The 17,985-nt window shown below is 56.9% G+C and carries 16 protein-coding genes; 4 read left to right on the forward strand and 12 right to left on the reverse strand.

The features are described from left to right. Positions 1–185 precede the first annotated feature (185 nt). The 6 genes from ACT3TC_RS09390 to ACT3TC_RS09415 are packed head-to-tail and all read right to left on the reverse strand — an operon-like array spanning position 186 to position 7,380. On the reverse strand, positions 186–1,157 hold the full coding sequence (locus tag ACT3TC_RS09390) for a siderophore ABC transporter substrate-binding protein (RefSeq protein ID WP_172116955.1): 972 nt from the start codon (positions 1,155–1,157) through the stop codon (positions 186–188). Continuing rightward, positions 1,154–1,930: an iron ABC transporter ATP-binding protein gene (locus ACT3TC_RS09395; RefSeq protein ID WP_087110694.1), complete on the reverse strand. Its 777-nt coding sequence runs from the start codon at positions 1,928–1,930 to the stop codon at positions 1,154–1,156. Before ACT3TC_RS09395 ends, ACT3TC_RS09390 begins: the two co-directional genes overlap by 4 nt. Beyond that, the gene (locus tag ACT3TC_RS09400) at positions 1,927–2,874 is read right to left on the reverse strand and encodes an iron chelate uptake ABC transporter family permease subunit (RefSeq protein ID WP_087110697.1); all 948 of its coding nucleotides are present in this window, start codon (positions 2,872–2,874) and stop codon (positions 1,927–1,929) included. Before ACT3TC_RS09400 ends, ACT3TC_RS09395 begins: the two co-directional genes overlap by 4 nt. Next, complete coding sequence (locus ACT3TC_RS09405; RefSeq protein ID WP_087110699.1) at positions 2,874–3,815, reverse strand: ABC transporter permease; 942 nt, start codon at positions 3,813–3,815, stop codon at positions 2,874–2,876. The genes ACT3TC_RS09400 and ACT3TC_RS09405 overlap by 1 nt, the downstream gene beginning before the upstream one ends. After that, the gene (locus tag ACT3TC_RS09410) at positions 3,815–5,575 is read right to left on the reverse strand and encodes an ABC transporter ATP-binding protein (protein WP_225733845.1); all 1,761 of its coding nucleotides are present in this window, start codon (positions 5,573–5,575) and stop codon (positions 3,815–3,817) included. The genes ACT3TC_RS09405 and ACT3TC_RS09410 overlap by 1 nt, the downstream gene beginning before the upstream one ends. 2 nt (positions 5,576–5,577) lie before the next feature. Next, positions 5,578–7,380 carry an ABC transporter ATP-binding protein gene (locus ACT3TC_RS09415; RefSeq protein WP_087110703.1) on the reverse strand — a complete coding sequence of 601 codons (1,803 nt, stop codon included), beginning with the start codon at positions 7,378–7,380 and terminating at the stop codon, positions 5,578–5,580. A gap of 201 nt (positions 7,381–7,581) precedes the next feature. Between ACT3TC_RS09415 and ACT3TC_RS09420 the strand changes: the two genes are divergently transcribed. Beyond that, positions 7,582–8,199: a TetR/AcrR family transcriptional regulator gene (locus ACT3TC_RS09420; protein WP_087110705.1), complete on the forward strand. Its 618-nt coding sequence runs from the start codon at positions 7,582–7,584 to the stop codon at positions 8,197–8,199. Between the two features lie 63 nt (positions 8,200–8,262). On the opposite strand, the gene ACT3TC_RS09425 is transcribed toward ACT3TC_RS09420, so the two are convergent. From ACT3TC_RS09425 to ACT3TC_RS09450, 6 genes are all read right to left on the reverse strand, one after another. After that, on the reverse strand, positions 8,263–9,183 hold the full coding sequence (locus ACT3TC_RS09425; protein ID WP_087110707.1) for a metal ABC transporter permease: 921 nt from the start codon (positions 9,181–9,183) through the stop codon (positions 8,263–8,265). Beyond that, the gene (locus tag ACT3TC_RS09430) at positions 9,180–10,271 is read right to left on the reverse strand and encodes a metal ABC transporter permease (protein WP_087110709.1); all 1,092 of its coding nucleotides are present in this window, start codon (positions 10,269–10,271) and stop codon (positions 9,180–9,182) included. Before ACT3TC_RS09430 ends, ACT3TC_RS09425 begins: the two co-directional genes overlap by 4 nt. 3 nt (positions 10,272–10,274) lie before the next feature. Continuing rightward, positions 10,275–11,057 carry a metal ABC transporter ATP-binding protein gene (locus tag ACT3TC_RS09435; RefSeq protein ID WP_087110711.1) on the reverse strand — a complete coding sequence of 261 codons (783 nt, stop codon included), beginning with the start codon at positions 11,055–11,057 and terminating at the stop codon, positions 10,275–10,277. Positions 11,058–11,072: 15 nt separating this feature from the next. Further along, positions 11,073–12,047 (reverse strand): metal ABC transporter solute-binding protein, Zn/Mn family, encoded by a 975-nt coding sequence (locus ACT3TC_RS09440; protein WP_087110713.1) that lies wholly within the window; start codon positions 12,045–12,047, stop codon positions 11,073–11,075. Positions 12,048–12,445: 398 nt separating this feature from the next. Further along, positions 12,446–13,816, reverse strand: a complete 1,371-nt coding sequence (locus ACT3TC_RS09445) for a PepSY-associated TM helix domain-containing protein (protein WP_087110715.1) — start codon at positions 13,814–13,816, stop codon at positions 12,446–12,448. 85 nt (positions 13,817–13,901) lie between these two features. Then, positions 13,902–16,109: a TonB-dependent receptor domain-containing protein gene (locus tag ACT3TC_RS09450; protein ID WP_444639817.1), complete on the reverse strand. Its 2,208-nt coding sequence runs from the start codon at positions 16,107–16,109 to the stop codon at positions 13,902–13,904. Between the two features lie 213 nt (positions 16,110–16,322). On the opposite strand from ACT3TC_RS09450, the gene ACT3TC_RS09455 reads away from it, so the two are divergent. From ACT3TC_RS09455 to ACT3TC_RS09465, 3 genes are all read left to right on the forward strand, one after another. Then, complete coding sequence (locus ACT3TC_RS09455) at positions 16,323–16,529, forward strand: hypothetical protein (protein ID WP_225733841.1); 207 nt, start codon at positions 16,323–16,325, stop codon at positions 16,527–16,529. Positions 16,530–16,932: 403 nt separating this feature from the next. Next, positions 16,933–17,817: an urease accessory protein UreD gene (locus ACT3TC_RS09460; protein WP_087110721.1), complete on the forward strand. Its 885-nt coding sequence runs from the start codon at positions 16,933–16,935 to the stop codon at positions 17,815–17,817. Between the two features lie 22 nt (positions 17,818–17,839). Further along, on the forward strand, positions 17,840–17,985 hold a 146-nt coding region (locus ACT3TC_RS09465; protein WP_444625961.1), incomplete at its 3' end, for an urease subunit gamma.

The raw sequence follows: 17,985 nt of genomic DNA on the forward strand, positions 1-17,985 counted from the left end.
AGAGGCGCAATGTAGTGCTCTCGTCGGCTGTAGGGGACGGTGGTGGCAATGTAAGGGCATGTCGATCTCCATTTTTAAACACAGAGGAACTACACCGCTTCAATTGAGCGCCTGTTAAAAGGCGCATTGAAGCAGTCGATGAAAGCGTTTTTTTAGGTGCTTTAGTGCTTTAGTGCTATGGTCTGCTAGTGCCGGTAGCCGTCGATAATGTCATCCGCGATGATCGCCAGAGCGCTGACGCTGGCGGCGGTGACATACCAGGCTTCGGGGTCGACAAAGACCACCCGGTCATTTCGCCAGGCGTTAGTTTGGCGTAATAGGGGGTTGGCCAGGCTGTCGGTACTCATGGTGGGCCGGTGCTCCATTACGGCAGTACGATCCACGACATAGATGATGTCGGGGTCGGCCTGCTGGATGAATTCGCTAGAAACCGGCTGGCCGTGCAGGCCGGTATCGATGTCGGGAGCGGCGGGGGCAACGCCGAATTCAGTGAAGATGAAGCCGTAGCGTGACTGCACGCCAAAGGAGTGGAAGGCCCCATTATTATGCAGCAGGATAAGGGCTTTCTCAGGGCGGCCTTGGGTAACACGCCGGACCTCCTCGACGGTATGAACCAGCTCGGCTGCCCGCTGACGGGCCAATTTCTGTTTGCCAAAGATCTGCCCAAGATCCATGAGATGATCCATGACAACGTCAATGTGGTTGGTCTGACTGTTGCGGTAATCCACGTCAAAGTGCAGCGTGGGTGCGATCTGAGTCAGCTCGTTATAGTCGTTGGCCTGTAACGACGTCATAAGAATGAGGTCAGGGTTAGCGCGATGCACTCGCTCAAGGTTAGGGCGTACGATAGCGCCCAGATCTTCAATCGTCGGGTCGTCTCGATACTTCTCCAGAAAATGGGGAATAAAGTCCTTTGGCATGCCCACCACCGGAACGTCCAACTGATCCAGAAAATCGACTTCATTCATGTCTAATGCCGCTACCCGGTGTGGACGGTGATCGATCACGGTGCTTCCCAGCGCGTGGTGAATCGTGATCGGTGTTATGGCCTCCTGTGCGGACATATTGTTGGCTGAGGGCTGATCGCACCCTTGTAGCAACGCCACCAAGGCGAGTGGGAGAAGGCGTGCCAAGCGGTTGTTTAGAGATCGTTTCATTCCAGGTTTCCTGAGGGCTTGAAGTAATTACATAGATAACCGCGTTCGTTATGGGCGATGTCGAACTTCAGTCCGTAAAGCTCACTCAAGCGCCGTTCGGTGATGACGTCGGTGACGTTGCCATCGCAGTGCACTTCCCCATCCTTCATGGCGACGATGTAATCGGAGTAGTTGGCGGCAAAGTTGATGTCATGAACGACCAGGATGACCGTTCGTCCATGCTCGTCGCAGAGACGGCGAAGAGCCTGCATGATCTGAACGGCATGTTTGATATCGAGGTTATTCAGTGGCTCGTCGAGCAGCAGGTAATCGGTTTGCTGTGCAATGGTCATGGCCAGGAACGCCATCTGGCGTTGGCCGCCGCTGAGCTCGTTCAGATAAGCACCGCGTAGTGCCGTCAGCGATAGAAACGACAGGGCGTCGTCAATCACACGATGGTCGTGCCGAGTGAGTGTGCCACGGCTATAGGGAAAGCGGCCAAAGGCGACCAACTCCTCGACGGTCAGGCGTAGGTTGAACTCAGGCGTCTGGCGTAGCGTGGCCACCTGCCTGGCATACTCGCTGATGGGAATGCGCGTTACCTGGGAGCCGTCGAGTCGAATATCCCCCCGAGAGGGCTTAAGTAGTCTCGCGAGCATCATCAGAAGCGTCGTCTTACCCGCGCCGTTGGGGCCCACCAGGGACGTCAACTGACCTGATGGAAAGCAGAGATTGATCGCCGATAGCACCGAACGGTCGCCGTAGGTTTTATGAAGGTCTTGAACCGTGATCATGCTGCGCCTCGCGTACGCACCATCAGCGACAGGAAGTAAGCCCCACATACGAGGTTGACGAGGATGCCGACGGTGGTTGTGTAGTTGAAGAGATGTTCGACCAGCAGTTGGGCGAGGATGAAAAGGGCGATGGCGAGGGCACAACCCACCGGTAGCGTGACCCGATGACGGTAAGTGCCTGCAAGCGCATAGGCCGTATTGGCCACGAAAATGCCCATGAACGCCGTGGGGCCAAGCAGGCTGGTCGATACAGCCACCAGCGAGGCGATCAGAAAGAGCTGGTGTTGCACGCAGCGTCGATAATCGATGCCAAGTGACATGGCCTGCTCTCTGCCCAGCAAGAGCACATCTAGCATTGGGAGGCTTTTCAGTCCCACCAGACAAATCGCGGCCACGATCAGTGTGGCGTATAGCAGTTGTGTGGTGCTGGCGTTACCGAAAGCGGCTTGGCTGTAACCCATCAGAATGGAAAACTCGCCTGGACTCATTTTGAGCTGAACGAACTGTGTGAAAGTGGTAATGACCATTGTCAGTACCAGTCCTACCAGCAGCAGGAAATAGACATTGTCTCTGCCGTCTCTAAACAGCCATCGATGCAGCGTCCAGGAGTAGCCAAGCATCAGCAGGACCGAGAGTGCGGCGTTGCCATGCTCGCCGAGCACCATCAGACTGTGGGTGCCCAGCACCAGCATCAACAGGGCCTGAAACAGCAGATAGACGGCCTCATAGCCCATGATGGCAGGCGTTAATATCCGGTTACCGGTAAGGCTCTGAAACGTAATGGCGGACCAGGCGACACAAATGCCACCGATCACCATGGTGGCCAAGCGCTCAAGTCGTTTCGGTATCACATACTCGAAGTCGAAACCGGAGCGTACAAAGACAAAAGCGAGCGCAAGAGCGATCACGGCCGCCCAAACGGTGTGGCGAGCTTTGATAGTCATCACTGTGCCCTCCTGACAATCAGGATCAGAAACAGCACGCCTCCGACACAAGCCGACGTTAAGCCGATGGGCACTTCAAAGGGATAGATCAGCAGGCGTCCCGCAATGTCGCAGACCAGCAGCAGTGTTGCCCCCGACAGTGCTACGGCGGGTAGGGTGCGAGCCAGGTTATCGCCGTAGTAGAGCGCTACCAGATTGGGAACCACTAATCCGACAAAGGGGATGGCGCCCACCGCGATGACCGTGACCGAGACAGTAATGGCCACCAGCATCAGCCCAATGGCGGAGGTGACGAGATAGTTCACGCCTAAACTCGTCGCCATGTCTTCGCCCATGCCCAGCACCGTGAAGCGATGAGCGTAGACGTAGGCGAGCACAACGACCGGCAGGATTAGGTAGATGATTTCGTAATGGCCCTGGACGATCTTTGAAAAATCTCCCAGCAGCCAGCCCTGCATGCTTTGCAGGATGTTATGGCGGTAGGCGTAGAACTCGGCTAGGGCGCTTAGCACGCCGCCGTACATCAAACCGATGACGGGAACCAGTACCGTGTTGGTGAACTTGATGCGGCGAACGATAGCGATAAAGACAACATTCGCAGCGAAGCAGAAGAGCAGGGCTGCAAGCATTCGTGATCCAGCGCCAGCCGTAGGCATTAGAGACAGCGATACGAGAATGCCCAGTTTGGCGGCATCAAGCCCACCCGAGGTGGCGGGCTCCACGAACTTATTGCGCACGATATGCTGCAAAATCACACCGCAAATCGCGAGGCCCACTCCGGTCAAGGACACCGTGATCAGGCGCGGCAGTCGGCTGGCCGTCAACGTCAACCAAGCATCATCTGACAGGGTGATAAGTTGGTACCCGCTTATCTGCCGCGCGCCTGTCAGTAATGACATCCCGCACAGCAATACAAACAGGAGAGGCAGATACACGCGCATCACTGTGAGGTTTCTCCCGTTTTATCCGGGGTGATGCGCCACCCTTTGGTGGTTTGGCGTTGGTCAAGAAACGTGGCGTATCGCCCCTGCTGAGCGAGCAGTTCATCGGGCGCGCCTTGCTCAATGATGCGTCCGTCATCTAGCACGATGATCTGATCAGCCATGCTCACCGTAGAGAGTTGGTGGGCGATCACCAATAGCGTACGTTGGCCTCTCAGTCGCACCAGCGCCTGGGTAATGATGGCTTGATTTTCCGCATCCAGTGCGGCAGTCGCTTCATCCACCAGCAGAATGGGCGCATTCTTAATGAGTGCTCGGGCGATGGCGATACGCTGCCGTTCGCCGCCGGAAAGGCGGGCGCCTCCCTCGCCCACTGGTGTGTCCAATCCTTGGGGCAGGCGTTCGACGATCTCGATGACACCGGCCAGACGCACGGCGTCCATCAGGTCGGCATCGCTGGCGTCGGGATGGCCAAAGCGAATATTGTCAGCAATGCTGCCGGCAAACAGGTAGCTCTCCTGGAAGATCTGGCTGACGTGATCCGCCAGCTGGGTACTAGACATATCGCGGACGTCCACGCCGCCGACGAGCACACTACCGTGATCTGCATCGAAAAATCTCGCGACCAGGCGCGCCAGAGTGGTCTTGCCTGAACCTGACTCACCGATCAATGCGGTCATGCTACCGGGCGTGATAGATAGGCTAACCCCGTTGAGCACGTCGGGCTCATGCGGCGCATAGCGAAAGCGGACGGCTCTCAATTCGATGGAGGCATCGCGCGGTGGCTGAGGGACCGTTGGCTCGGTTAGGGGGGCAGCGTCGAAAATCGCCTGGATCTCTTCGAGTTGCCCCCTTGCACTACGCAAAATGTCGCTGTGTTGAGCGATGTCCAGCAGCGGTTCGACGAACCGGCTTACCAGTACCAGCGCAATGATGACGCTTATAATGCTCGCTGCCGTCAGTGATCCTTCCAAAAGCGTATTGATCCACAGGGTTGTGACGATCAGCAGCACGGCAAAGACTGTCTGCACTGCCCAGGCATTGAGCAGCGCCGAAAGTGCCGATAGGCAAGCCAGCCTTGTTCCCGAGCGGTGCTGTTGTTCCATGGCCTGTTCTAAGAAGCGTGTGCTGTGGTTGTTCCCACTAAAGGCGCGTAAGACTGTCTGGGCACTGGCGAACTCGACCATGCGCTGACTGGTATCAGAAAAGTGTTGCTGGAAGGCCCTGTCGGCATGCTGGGCAAGCTTGGCGGTGAGTAATAAAACCCCCAAAAGTAGCGGCAGCGCGACCAGCGCCGCAATGCCCAGCGGTGCATGCAACACCAATAGCGCGGCAAGGAGAACGATAGGCGTGACAAGCCCGCTGATCACCGGTGTAAAGACGTGAGCAGGAAGCTGGGCCACCGCCATCATACCCTGCGTGGTTACATGGCTAAGGCGCGCGGTATTTGTCGCGGTAAACCAGCCAACCGGCAGATGGATCACGTGTTCGCCAAGGCGATGGCGGCCCGACTGCAAGATGGCGACGCCGACACGGACGCCTGCCTGCTCCACGTGCCATCGCACTCCCCAACAGATTAGGATGCCGAAAAGCAGCACTACTAGCCATGTGGTGGCCACACTGAGTTGGCCAATCAGGAGGTAATAGAGAAGAGGGATAAGGGCCAAGATGGTCAGACCGCTTAGCACACCATAGACAGTGACCAGACCGAGATAGCGACGCAAGAGCGCGGTGTCTTCGCCAAGCAGTTGATTGAGCATTTTCAGCACGCTGCCACCTTCGATTCCAGTGAGTTTGTTTTCTCTTCCAGTGCCCAAAGGCGAGCATAAAGGTCATTGCTGGCCAGTAGCTGGTCGTGATTGCCTTGCTCAGCAACCGTGCCGCCATCGAGTACCAGAATATGGTCGGCGTGGATGATCGACTTTAGGTGATGCGAAATAATCACAAGCGTCCGCCCCCGGGTTAAACGCGACAGAGCCTGCTGGATGGCCAGCTCATTGCTGGCGTCAACCGCTGCTGTCGGCTCGTCCAGCACCAATAGAGGCGGATCAAGTAACATGGCGCGGGCAATACTGACGCGCTGTTGCTCGCCACCTGACAGTTGAATATCCTCGCCAACCATCGATCGATAGCCGTTAGGGAGTGCGGCGATACGTTCGTGAATATTCGCCGCGCGAGCGGCATCCTCGATTTCCTGTTGGCTGGCCGAAGGGCGGCCCAACGCAATGTTGTCTCGAATGCTGGCATGGATCAGACGCACGTCCTGCAGAACAAAACCAATCCGCTGGTAGAGCGTTGACATCTCAAGATGGCGCAGATCCACCCCGCCTAACGTAATGCGCCCATGGGTGGGGTCAAAAAAGCGCAGCATCAGGCGTGCCAGGGTGGATTTGCCTGCCCCCGAAGGGCCAACAATCGCCGTAACGCTGCCAGGTGCAAGAGTAAAGTGCAGGTTCGATAGCCCGTTTTGGGCATTGTTATAGACGTAACTGACATTTTCAAAGCGAACTTCATGATCGTTGGGGAGCTGGCACTCACTGGAGGGGATTGATGGCAATACCGGCGTTTCAAGCAGTGCCATGACGCGTTGGGCGGCGCCAACGGCACTGCCTAAGTCGTGCAGCAAGGTATGCAGCAGCAGTAACGGAGCACAGATACCGGGGGCTACTAGAATGAATGGCAACAGATCGACCGGTTCTGACCAGCCGTTGGCGACGCAAAATATGCCAACCGTGAGCGCCAGTCCCAATATCGTCACCGTTGTCACCATCGCATGAACATGTGCCATAGAAGCGACCAGAGGGCGGGTAAATTGCTCAAATGCATGGGCAAAGCTATCCACTGCTGCTTGGTAGCCACGATAGGCTTGTCCGGTCGTACCGAAGGCCTTGACGACGGGAATGCCGCAGACAAATTCATTAATGGCGTTATTCATGCGCTCAAGCTGGGCAATAAACTCACCCATATTGGCTTTGCTGGCTTGCATGAGTCGGCGCAGGAAAAGAAAGAAACCGGGAAGAGGCAGTAACGTAATAACGGCGATTTTCCAATCCAGCATGATCAGGTAGACCACCGAGATCAGTAAGGCGCCAAACGCGCGTCCTACCGCCGTGTAAAAGTGCGCGGTCAGGCTGTGCAGCGTCGCAATATCGTCTTGCATCGCCTGTTTTACGTCGCCGGATGCGCGGCTGGTAAACCAGCCAAGCGGTGCTTGGGACAAGCGTCGCATAACAGCCAAGCGTAGCTGGTAGGTGAGTTTGTTATCCGCCAGGTGCGCTACCAGCTCGCCGAGAAACATGCACCCCATGCCGACAAAGAGGCTCACGATGCTGGCTGCTACCACCCAGCCGATTTCACGCATGCTGGCGGTTGATAACTCCCAGGCGGCGCCTGGATCAGACACAAGAATCTTGGCGATATGTGCCATACCGGCAAGCGGCACCATCGTTAATATCGTGCCGATGCCCGCCAGCATTGCCGCGGCAAAAAGCCGTGTGCGTATAGGGGCCAACACTTGGCTGATGGGGCTCTTACCTTGGGATCTCGATGTATCGTGCGTGCTCATGAAGCGTTATGACTCGGCCATAGGGGATTATCGAACCTGCATAGCAGTAGTTTGTAACGAGAATTAGTCGCGTTTAAATAGGCTAATAGATAATTAGTTTCATGGCAATAAACTAATTAATATAATTGCATGCCAATCAACTAATTGACCCTAAAGTGAGTGAGTGGCTAGATAAGGAACGTCAGCGATTAAGGATGCAATATGACCACGCAACAGCCAGTTAAAGCACGCGGGCGGCCGCCTACCATCACGCTTGAGCGTATTGCGAATGCGGGTATCGAAATCGGCCTACCCAACATCACCTTTGTCGGGGTGGCCAGCGCGCTAGGCATCAGCCATATGGCGCTTTATAAGCATGTGCCCAATTTAAAGGCGCTGAAATGCTTAGTGGCCGAAGAAATATTTCAACGTTGGAATATTCCACGAGCTTCCAATGATGCGCCCGGGGAATTGAAAGAGTATCTATCCACTTTTGCCGCATCGATAAGCGAGTTTGTCAAAGCTCACCCAGGATTAACGCCCTATGTGATCCGTCGCTTGGCTGCCACTCAGCCCATGATTGAAAAAATTCGTGCACATCAAAACCATATTGCTGAGGTTTATGATATCTCCCAGGAGCAAGCTCGCTGGCTTCTGGCGACTATAGCTTTTCAATGCTTTTCCGTCGCCGATACGATTTATTCGGTAGTGGGGAAAGAGCCTGTCGAGGGGGCGAGCCGCGGCCTGGAGGAGGCCGAAATGGAGGCGGAATTAGAGGAAGGTATGCGAGCGCTTATTACTGGTGCGCTAGTAATACTGAACGAGCGCTCACGTGGATAGGGCCTTTATAAAAGCGTGCGTCTTCGTCGTTGCAAGTGGCGCCCTGGTCTGGCGTTTAGCCTTTCAAAACAATGAAGGCGGCTCCATCGGCGCCTGCCGCGCCCGGCGGCGCTTCAGCATTTGGGTAATCAGCCCGTAGCGCGGCCCGCCCAAAAAGGCCAGTATCAGAAATACGCCGGTCATTACCGCCATCATGCCACCGATGGAGACGTTGAAATGCACCGCGAGGAAATAGCCGGAAATGCTCGAGGCGATCGAGATCAGCGCGCCGAAAATGAACATCATCCACAGGCGGTCAGTCAGCAAATAGGCGGCGGAGGCGGGAACAATGGCAAAGGCGATGAACAGCACCGCCCCCACGGCGTCGAAGGCCGCCACGGCGGTGGAGCTGGTCAGCATCAAAAGTACATAGAACAGGATCGTCGGCATGAAGCCAAAGGTTTTGGCCAGCGCGGGATCGAAGGTGGCGAGCTTCAGCTCTTTATAGAAGAGCCCGATAAACGCGTAGTTGAGCAGCGTCATTACGCTCATCGAGACCAGCGCCTGGGGAATCGGCAGGCCGAAAAGCTCGACGGTATCCAGCCAGACAAACCCGATTTCACCCAACAGCACGGTGTGGGTGTCGATATGCACGTCGTGGGCGTAGATATTGAGTAGTAACACGCCAATGGAGAAGAGTGCTGGGAACACCAGTCCGATGGCGGCGTCCTGCTTCACCCGCTTGGTATTGGCCAGCGCCTCGGTGAGAAATACTGTCAAAAGCCCGGTCAGCGCGGCGCCGATGAGCTGCACCGGCCCGCTCTGCTGCTTGGTCAGTATCCAGACGATCACGATGCCGAACACGATCGAATGGCTGATGGCATCCGACAGCATGCTGTTGCCGCGCAGCACCAAAAACGTGCCCACCGCTGATGAGGCGATACCCACCATGGCGCCGACCAGAATGATGGGAAGCGCGGTACTGTTGAGAAGCTCTGCGATCATGGCGCGACCTCCTCGAACGTGGCGACCACCTGGCGCGCTTTTGCCTGCCCTGTTGTCGTCAGCCCCCAGTCCGCTTCACCTTGTGAGCGGGTCAGGTAGCCTTGGCGTTTTAACAGGGCAAGGGTGAGCCGTGCGCTCAGCGATAAACGCCGTGATGCAGGCCGGGCCGGGTGTTTATATAGCGTGTAGAGAAGCTGGCGTTTTTGAAGCTCGGCTTTCTGGAGGTAGTGTTTCATGATGCCCCATAAAAGCCCGCGCCCTGGCGCCAGCGCCAGCGACAGCAGCACGATGGCCGTGGCGGTTAGTACGATCAGCGGGCCGGTAGCAAGCCCGCGCGACAGCGTGCTGATCGTCGCGCCGGAGACTCCGCTGACGATACCCACGCCCGCCGCGATGGCAAGCATGGTGCCCAGGTGGCGGCTCCACTGGCGCGCGGCCGCCGCCGGGGCAACGATCATCGCCGCCATCAAAATGACGCCGACCATCTGCAAGCCGACCACCACCGCCAGTGCGACCATGGCGGTCAGTGTCGCCTCGATGGCCGTGGCGGGCATGCCAAGCGTTCGGGCGTACTCGGCGTCGAACGTGACCAGCTTGGCCTGCTTCCAGAAGGCGGCGAGCAGCGAAAGCGTTACCAGCGTCACGCCACCCATCACCCACAGATCCGAGCGCAGCGTGGCGGCGGCCTGGCCGAATAAAAAGGCCTCAAGCCCGCCCTGGGCGGCGTTGCTGGTGCCTTGAATGTAGGTGAGCAGCACGATACCAACGGCAAAGAAGAGGCTCAGGCAAACGCCTAGCCCCGCATCGGTTTTCAGGCGGCTTTTGCGGGTGAGCAGCAGCATGATCAGCGCGGCAAGAGAGCCGGTAGCAAGCGAGCCGATCATGATGCCGCCAATATCGCGGCTGCCGGTAATGATGAAGCTCAGGCATATTCCCGGAAGAGCCGCGTGGGAGATGGCGTCGCCCAGCAGGCTTTGACGGCGCAGCACCGCAAAGCAGCCCAAGGGGCCGCTGATCAGGCCCAGAAGCGAGGCGCCGATCACCACGTTTTGAAAGGTATAATCCGATAGAAGTTCGAGCCACTGCATGGGTCAGGTCACTTTTGAGGCGGGAAACGTTAATGACTCGTGGTCACCCAGCAGCGCGATCTGGCCGCCGTAGGCCTGGCGGAGGTTGTCGATCTTGAAAACGTCTTTGGCGTCGCCACTGGCAATCACGCGCACGTTCAGTAGCAATAGCCAGTCGAAGTAGGTACCGACAGTTTGCAGATCGTGGTGGACGACGATAAGCGTCTTTCCCGCATCACGCAGGCGGCGCAGTATATCGATGATCGCCCGTTCGGTGGTGGCATCGACCCCGGCCATGGGTTCGTCCAGAAAGTAAACGTCGGCCTGTTGCACCAGTGCGCGGGCCAGAAACACGCGTTGTTGCTGGCCGCCGGAAAGCTGGCTGATCTGGCGGTGGGCAAGCTCGCTCATGCTGACCATGTCGAGCGCGTCCATCGCCTCTTTACGTTCTCGGCGCCCGGGGCGCTTGAACCAGCCAAGGCGCCCGTAAAGGCCCATGGTCACCACATCGAGCGCGGTGGTGGGAAAGTCCCAATCCACGCTCGAGCGCTGGGGCACGTAGCCCACTCGCTTGCGCTGGGCGGCATAAGGCTTGCCGTGCACCAGCACCTCGCCGGAAAGCGATGGCACCAGCCCTAAAAGGCTTTTGATCAGCGTGCTTTTGCCTGCGCCGTTGGGGCCGACAATTCCCGCCATCACGCCCGCCGGGATATCGAGATTGATATCCCAAAGCACGGGCTGGTTGTGATAGCTCACGGTCAAATTGTTGATGCTGAGAGCGGGCTCGGCACTTGCAGATGTTACCATCGAGAGTATGCCCTTTTATCCCTGTTGGTCGAGCTGCCACTCGCTTGCCCAGTCGTTGAGCTCATCGGGCAGTGGGGAAAGTGTGCCGCCGAGTGCGTTAACGATATGCTGGGTATTACGGTAGATCATACCCATATAGGTGCCGTCGACGGTACCGTCATCGCCCATGGCGTCGGAATAAAGCTCGCCGCCAACCACAACGTCATGGCCACGCTGCTTGGCCGCGTCGATCACCGCCTGGACGGTGCGCGGATTGATGGTGCTTTCAACGAACACCGCCGGTACGTCGCGCTCTACCACACTCGTCGCCATGTTGCGGATATCGGCAATGCCGGTTTCGGTTTCGGTGCTGATGCCTTGAATACCTTCAACGTCGATATCGTAGGCGCGCCCATAGTAGCTAAACGCATCGTGGGCGGTCACCAGCACGCGCTGACTCTCGGGAATGGTCGCGATACTCTCCTTGACCCACTTGTGGAGCGCCAACAGTTCGGTCTGGTATCGTTCGGTGTTGGCCTCAATAGTATCCGCGCAGTCGGGGCGCGCTTCAATAAAGGTATCGCTTAGCGTCGGCAGCGTTTGCGCCCAAAGCGAAACATCCATCCACAGGTGCGGATCGATGCCGTAGATATCCTGCGCGGTAATCAGCGATGAAGGGTCGATCGAAGAGGGCGCGACAGCAAGCGTCGGGGTGCGCGAAGAGAAATTTTCCAGCACCGAACCCAGCTGGCCTTCCAGGGCGTAGCCCGAGTAAAGAATCTGTTCGGCGCCGCGCAACAGCGAAACATCGCTGGCGCTGGCCTGGAAAAGATGCGGGTCGATCCCGGGGCCCATCATGGCCTGGACGCTAACGCATTCGCCGCCTACCTCCTGTGCCACATCGGCAATCATGCCAATGGTTGCCACCACGTTGAGGGGCGTTTCATCAGCCGCTGCCAAGGTACTGAAAGGCAGCATTCCCAATAGAATCACAGCATGTTTTGTTGCCATTATTAAGCTCCAGACTCGACATGAGGTAGATAGTAGACGAAGCAGTGTTACTCCGTGTAATCATTTTGCGCTGTGGAAACAAGTATAGCCTCGGCTAAGTTTGTGGCGCAAATAATTTAATGTCAAGCGGATAAACGTGCTGAGGTAGACTGAAATAGGCATGAGTTTATGAGGCAATAAGCGCAAATGCGCTATTAATGTATCGCTTTAGTTGGCCAAGGCATCAACGGGTCTTGCGCTGGCATCGTTCGATACTTGAAGGCATACCGATAGTGGCTATTCTGTGGCGCGTGTGAGTAGCGGGAAAGATAGAGCGAGAGGCGTAAATTGAGATTTAGATAAACCTGAGCTTCTGGCCCCAAGGGGGCCAGAAAGAGGGAGTGATAGAAACTGAGGTGTTACCTTGGCTGGTTAACCAGCCTCCGCTCCTGGAGCGGGCGCACAATCAGCCAATCAAGCAGCAGCATGACGATCAACGACGCGCCTACCAGCGGGAAAATCAATCCGCCTATCGCCAGAATGGCAATCAGACCCCGGAAAACGCGTTTGTCTGCCGGTAGTGGCGGTACGCCCATTGCGCGTGAGGGGCGGCGCTTCCACCACATTACTGCGGCCGATACCGCCAGCAGGATAATCGCCACGCACACGGTCAAAAAGAGCAGTTGGTTGGCCAGACCAAACTGCTGGCCCATATGCACGTTGATACCAAATTCCAACCAGCGACCCAGGGGCCCGTAATCGGAGTAGCTCATGTCGATCAAGCGCTCGCCGCTGTACTGATCAAGATGCACCACGCGCTGTTGGCTAAGGTCATTAGGATAGACTGATCCGGTGTACACGCCGGTCTCTGTGGTGGGCAGGCTGACCGCATAGCCATGATGCAATCCCAGCTCATCGAAGATGGCGACAGCGCCGTCAAGGCCAATGCTCGTTGCCTGGCCTGGTCCCTGTGTGGATTCTGGAATTTGTGCCTGTTCGAGTGACCAGTTTGTCGGGCTTTGCGCGTTTAAACGCGCTTCCGACATGGGCACTTCAACGCGCACACCAGAGGGGTAGCCGAAATTGTTACCGTTAGCCCACTGATTAACCTGCGCGCCCCACACGCCCGACCAAGGCATTCCGGTGATCGCCAGAAAGACGATAAACCCACCGACAAAAATACCCAGCACGGCATGCAGATCACGCCAGAACACGCGGCTTTTTGGCTTGCCGCGCACGCTAATCACGCCGCCTTTGCCTTTACGCCGTGGCCACCAGAGGTAAATGCCGGTGAGCACTAGCAGGGTTGCCCAGCCGCCGGCTATTTCAATCAGTTTGCGCGCTGTAGGTCCAAAGTATTTCAAACTGTGCAGATAGCGAACGGTCCACATCACCGTGCCGCGGTCATCCAGCGCCCCCAGCACATTGGCAGTATACGGATTGACGTAAACGGCTAACCGCTCGCCCGAGGCAGTATTCACTGTGATCTCCGCCGAGCTTTTCGGCGTGGCGGGGTCGGTGAATTTTACGGCAGTGCCAGGGTGAGCCGTAAGGGCTGCGCTTACCAGCGTAGAGGGAGGGAGCGTCGCCTCTTGAACGGCTACGCGCTTCACATCAGCGTGTATGAGTGCATCCAGTTCGTCCTTGAAAAGATAAAGGCCCCCAGTAATTGCCAGGGTGATCATGAACGGCAGAACCAAAAGGCCGGCGTAAAAGTGCCAGCGCCAAACGGCGCGATACAGGTCGAAGGTCTTGCGTTTACCTTCTTGTGGGGGTGACGTGGTCGACATGAAGTCTCTCCAGACCACCAGGCATCTAGCCTGGTGGTTTTAAGCGGTAAGGGTAAACAGGTGCTCTACTGAGCACCTGAATGAATCAGAAGCTGAAGTCGGCCCGTGCCCACACCATGCGGCCAGGCTCATTAATGCCGCGATCCAAATCAGCGGGATAGCCAAAGGCTGCATTACCCGCCAGATTCAAGTGTTCGGTGTAGGTGGTATCGAAAACGTTATCCACCCCCACACTTAGCGTTAGGTGGTTGCTTGCTTGATAGGCACCGTTAAGCGAGAACACCCCGAAGCCTGACGACGATTCCAGATCCTGGCCGACGACATTGCCTTTTTCGAGCGCAATACGGTTTTGTGCCGCAACACCACGCCATAGGCCACCCACAGAGTAGTCATCGTGTGCATAGGTCAGGCCGACCTTGGCTTCCAGCGGTGGGATCTGTGGTAATGCCTCATCGTCGTTGGCATTTCGCCCCCAGGCATAGGCCAGCGAGGCATTGCTTACCCAGTTGTCGGTTAGTTGATAGCTAGCGCCCACTTCGGCACCCGCAATCTGAGCATCAATGTTATCGATCTGAGTACCGCCCATGCCCGCGGTGTTGTAATCAAACAAGATGAAATCGTTAACGTATCCTGCATACCCGGACACCCATGCGCTTAAGCGCTGGTCGTTATACTGCGCGCCTATATCCAACTGGGTGGTTTTTTCGGGTTGAACACCGTCAAAGGCATTCAAACTACCGGCCGGGCCTGCCTGACTAGAGCTCAATTCCCAGTAATCGGGAAAGCGCTCCACATGCCCGACCCCGGCATACCAGGTGACCGGTGCTGAGGCTAAATCCTGCTCATAGCGGATAAAAGCGCTGGGCAGAGTGTCGCGGCGGGTGAGGCCTGTGGTAGCTGTGTCCAGGCTTTCGTCACTGACGCGGTAGCGGTCTACGCGGGCGCCGCCAATAAGACGGTCACGTTCATCGATAAAACGGGTGACTTCGCTGAAGGCGCCAAACTGGGTCTGCTCGTAGTCGGGCTGCCAGTGTTCGCCATCCAGATTGCGATGTACCTGATGCTCGACATCGACACCGGCCGTCCACGTGGTGTTTTCCCACTCCCACGTTGATGCGACGCGCGCGCTGCGGGTGCGACGGTCTAGCCGCATGGCCATGCCGTCACTCATGTCCATACCGCCATCCATATCCATGCCGCTGCCCATGTCCATGCCGCCGCCCATGTCCATGCCACCACCCATGTCCATGCCGCTGCCCATGTCCATGCCACCACCCATGTCCATGCCGCTGCCCATGTCCATGCCACCACCCATGTCCATGCTGCCCGGTGAGCGCAGCGTGAAGTTATCCATAATATGGTCGGCATAGGCATAGTTGGCCTGCATTTCCAGACGTTTCCAGTGTTCACCTAAATTCTCGCGCTGAAAACGGATGCCCACGGTTTCGCGCAGAAATTTGCTGCCATCCATACCTCGCCCGGCATAGCGCGCTTCGCCGTTTCCTCGGCCTGCGGTGACTTCAAGCCAGGTATCGTTGTCGGGTGTCCATCCAAGCGCTATGTCACCGTTCCACTTATCCCATAACGAGGGCACGGCGTTGCCATCGCCATCCTGATAGTCATTAGCTTCGGATTGATTGCCGGTAATGCGCAGGTAGCCGTCTTTATTGCCTAAAGCGGCATCAATGCGGCGATCAAAGCGCCCATAGGTACCCAGCATGACGCTGCCATCCACTCGCACACCGGCTTCATCGAACTCCTCCGGGCCGCGGTCAAAGCGCACCGTTGCCGCTGAAGCGCCGGGGCCCCACAGAACGGACTGCGGCCCTTTGGTGACGGTGAGGCTGTCGTAATTTTCAGGTGAGATATAAGACGTAGGCGCATCCATTCTTGCCGGGCAGGCGCCTAGCATTTGGCTGCCATTGGTCAGCACGCGAAGACGTGAGCCAAACATGCCACGGAACACCGGATCACCGTTGGTGCCACCGTTACGAATGGCAGAGAACCCGGGGATGGTCTGAAGGTAGTCGGCGCCGTCGCTGGCAGGGGCCGGTTGCCGCGGTATACGCGGGTCGGTTTCCACCGTGAGCGGTGAGCTTAGCGGTACAGCGGTCACGACCATCGTGTTTAACGCATGATGATGCTCGTGGTGAGCGGCAGGCGCCTGTGCCCATACGCCTTGAGCAACAACGCTCGATGCGGCAGCGACGCTTAATGTCAGTACGTGTCGTTGAAAACGGTTTTTTAAGCGGGCAGGCGTAACGACGCCATGCCCAATAGTTAGATGCGGCATGATGATCCCTTTTTTTGGTGTAGACAGCCGCCAGCCAGAAGCAAACTTCAGGCTAAAAAGGCTGACGATGTGGCGTTATACGATCCGAAAAAAGGGCGGGGCGCGCGTTAGCGCGTGGGGGTAGTTATCACAGGACTTTATAGCCTGTGTCGGTTGCGTCAGCAGCTGGTCATGCGTAATAAACGCTTGCAAGCTGATCGGAGGGAGAGAGGTATGCGCCGTTGGAAACTGTTGCCAGATGGCACAGTAACCACATTGGTGGAACCAGTTGAATATCGGTTCTACTTCTTCAGCATGGCCCGCATGATGATGGTGGCTTGCTTGAGGGGCAGTATGTTGATGATGACCGCCGCCTTGATGGCTAGAGTGATGACTAGCTTCGTGATGCGCGTGATGTTGCCCATCGGACTGATACTGTGAAATCAGCGGCCCAACTAACAGCAGCTGCATCGCCACAAACGCCATACAAAGCGCAATGCGATACCAGAGCTTGTTTGCTGAGCATTGTAACTGCACGAAGCCATCTACCTTGGTGGGCAACAGACAAGCTGTTGACGGAGGATGGCCCAATAGTATCGGAAAGTTCCCAAATAAGAAGTGTTGGGCGTGTGGTCTTTTGCCACACAAGGGGCGGTTAACTACTTGTTATTTTTGGTGCGGCCGACCCTTTTAATGATCTTTTTTGGTGCAAAAAGCCGTTAGTGCTGATGGGTTATGACGGCTAAAACTTTGCAGCGATAGTAAAAGTCCACTTTTCCCCATTTTGGCGCATTCCTTGCATTTGAAAGGCTATGACCTATTCAAAAGGATGCGACTGTCTTCCATGACCTTGCGCGAACTCGCCCCACCGCTTGCGGGCTCCGGCCACCGCTTTGACCAGGAACGCCACTGGGCGGCCTCACTGGCGCTGCGTTTTGCCAAGCGCGATGGCGCCACGCGGTTAATCCAGGCACGCCACCAAGGGCCACTTCGGGTCCAGCGGCCGTTTTATCCTGAAGGCAGCCAGGAGGCGTGCCATATCTACGTACTGCACCCACCCGGCGGATTGGTCAGCGGCGACGCGCTCACCATCAAGGCTCACGTCGAGCAGGGCGCACATGCCCTGTTGACCACCCCGGCGGCGAATAAGCTTTATAAGGCCGATAGCCAAGGCGTGGCCTGGAGCCAGCGCACTGAACTTGAGGTCGCCGATGGCGCAACGCTTGAGTGGCTACCTCAGGAAACCATTGCCTTTGATGGCTCTAAAGGCGAACAGCGTACCCATATTGATCTTCACGGCAGTGCTCGCTGTTTAGGCTGGGAAGTCATGGCCTTGGGCCGCCCGGCGAGCGAGTTGCCATACTTATCAGGACGCATTGAGCAGTATTTTCGTTTGACGCTGGATGGCAAGCCGCTGTGGCTAGAACGCCAGCCGTTAGACCCGTTACACCCGCGCTTTATGGGGCGCTGGGGGCAGGGCGGCGCTACGGTGCAGGCCACGCTTTGGGCGGTGGGAATGAGTGATGCGCCAGCGGCGATTGAGGAGCTGCGTAATGCCCTGCCGGATAACCCACGCTGGGCGGTAACGGTGCGCCAGGACGTTTTATTGCTGCGCTATCTGGGTGACTCACGAAATGAAGCCTGGGCGCTGTGCGAACAGGCCTGGCAATTGCTGCGCCCGCGCTGGATTGAGCGCGAGGCCCATATTCCACGTATTTGGTTAACTTAATCGATTCTGATGGAGGCGCCCTATGGAATTAACCCCAAGAGATAAAGACAAGCTGCTGCTGTTTTCCGCCGCCCAGCTTGCCGAGCGGCGCAAAGCGCGAGGGTTGAAGCTTAGGCTTTGTACGAAAAGTTGGCTCGCAAGCAACGCTCTATGCAGGCTACGCATACC

It is taken from the genome of Halomonas sp. AOP27-A1-41, from assembly GCF_052378605.1.
Lineage (GTDB): Bacteria > Pseudomonadota > Gammaproteobacteria > Pseudomonadales > Halomonadaceae > Vreelandella > Vreelandella citrativorans.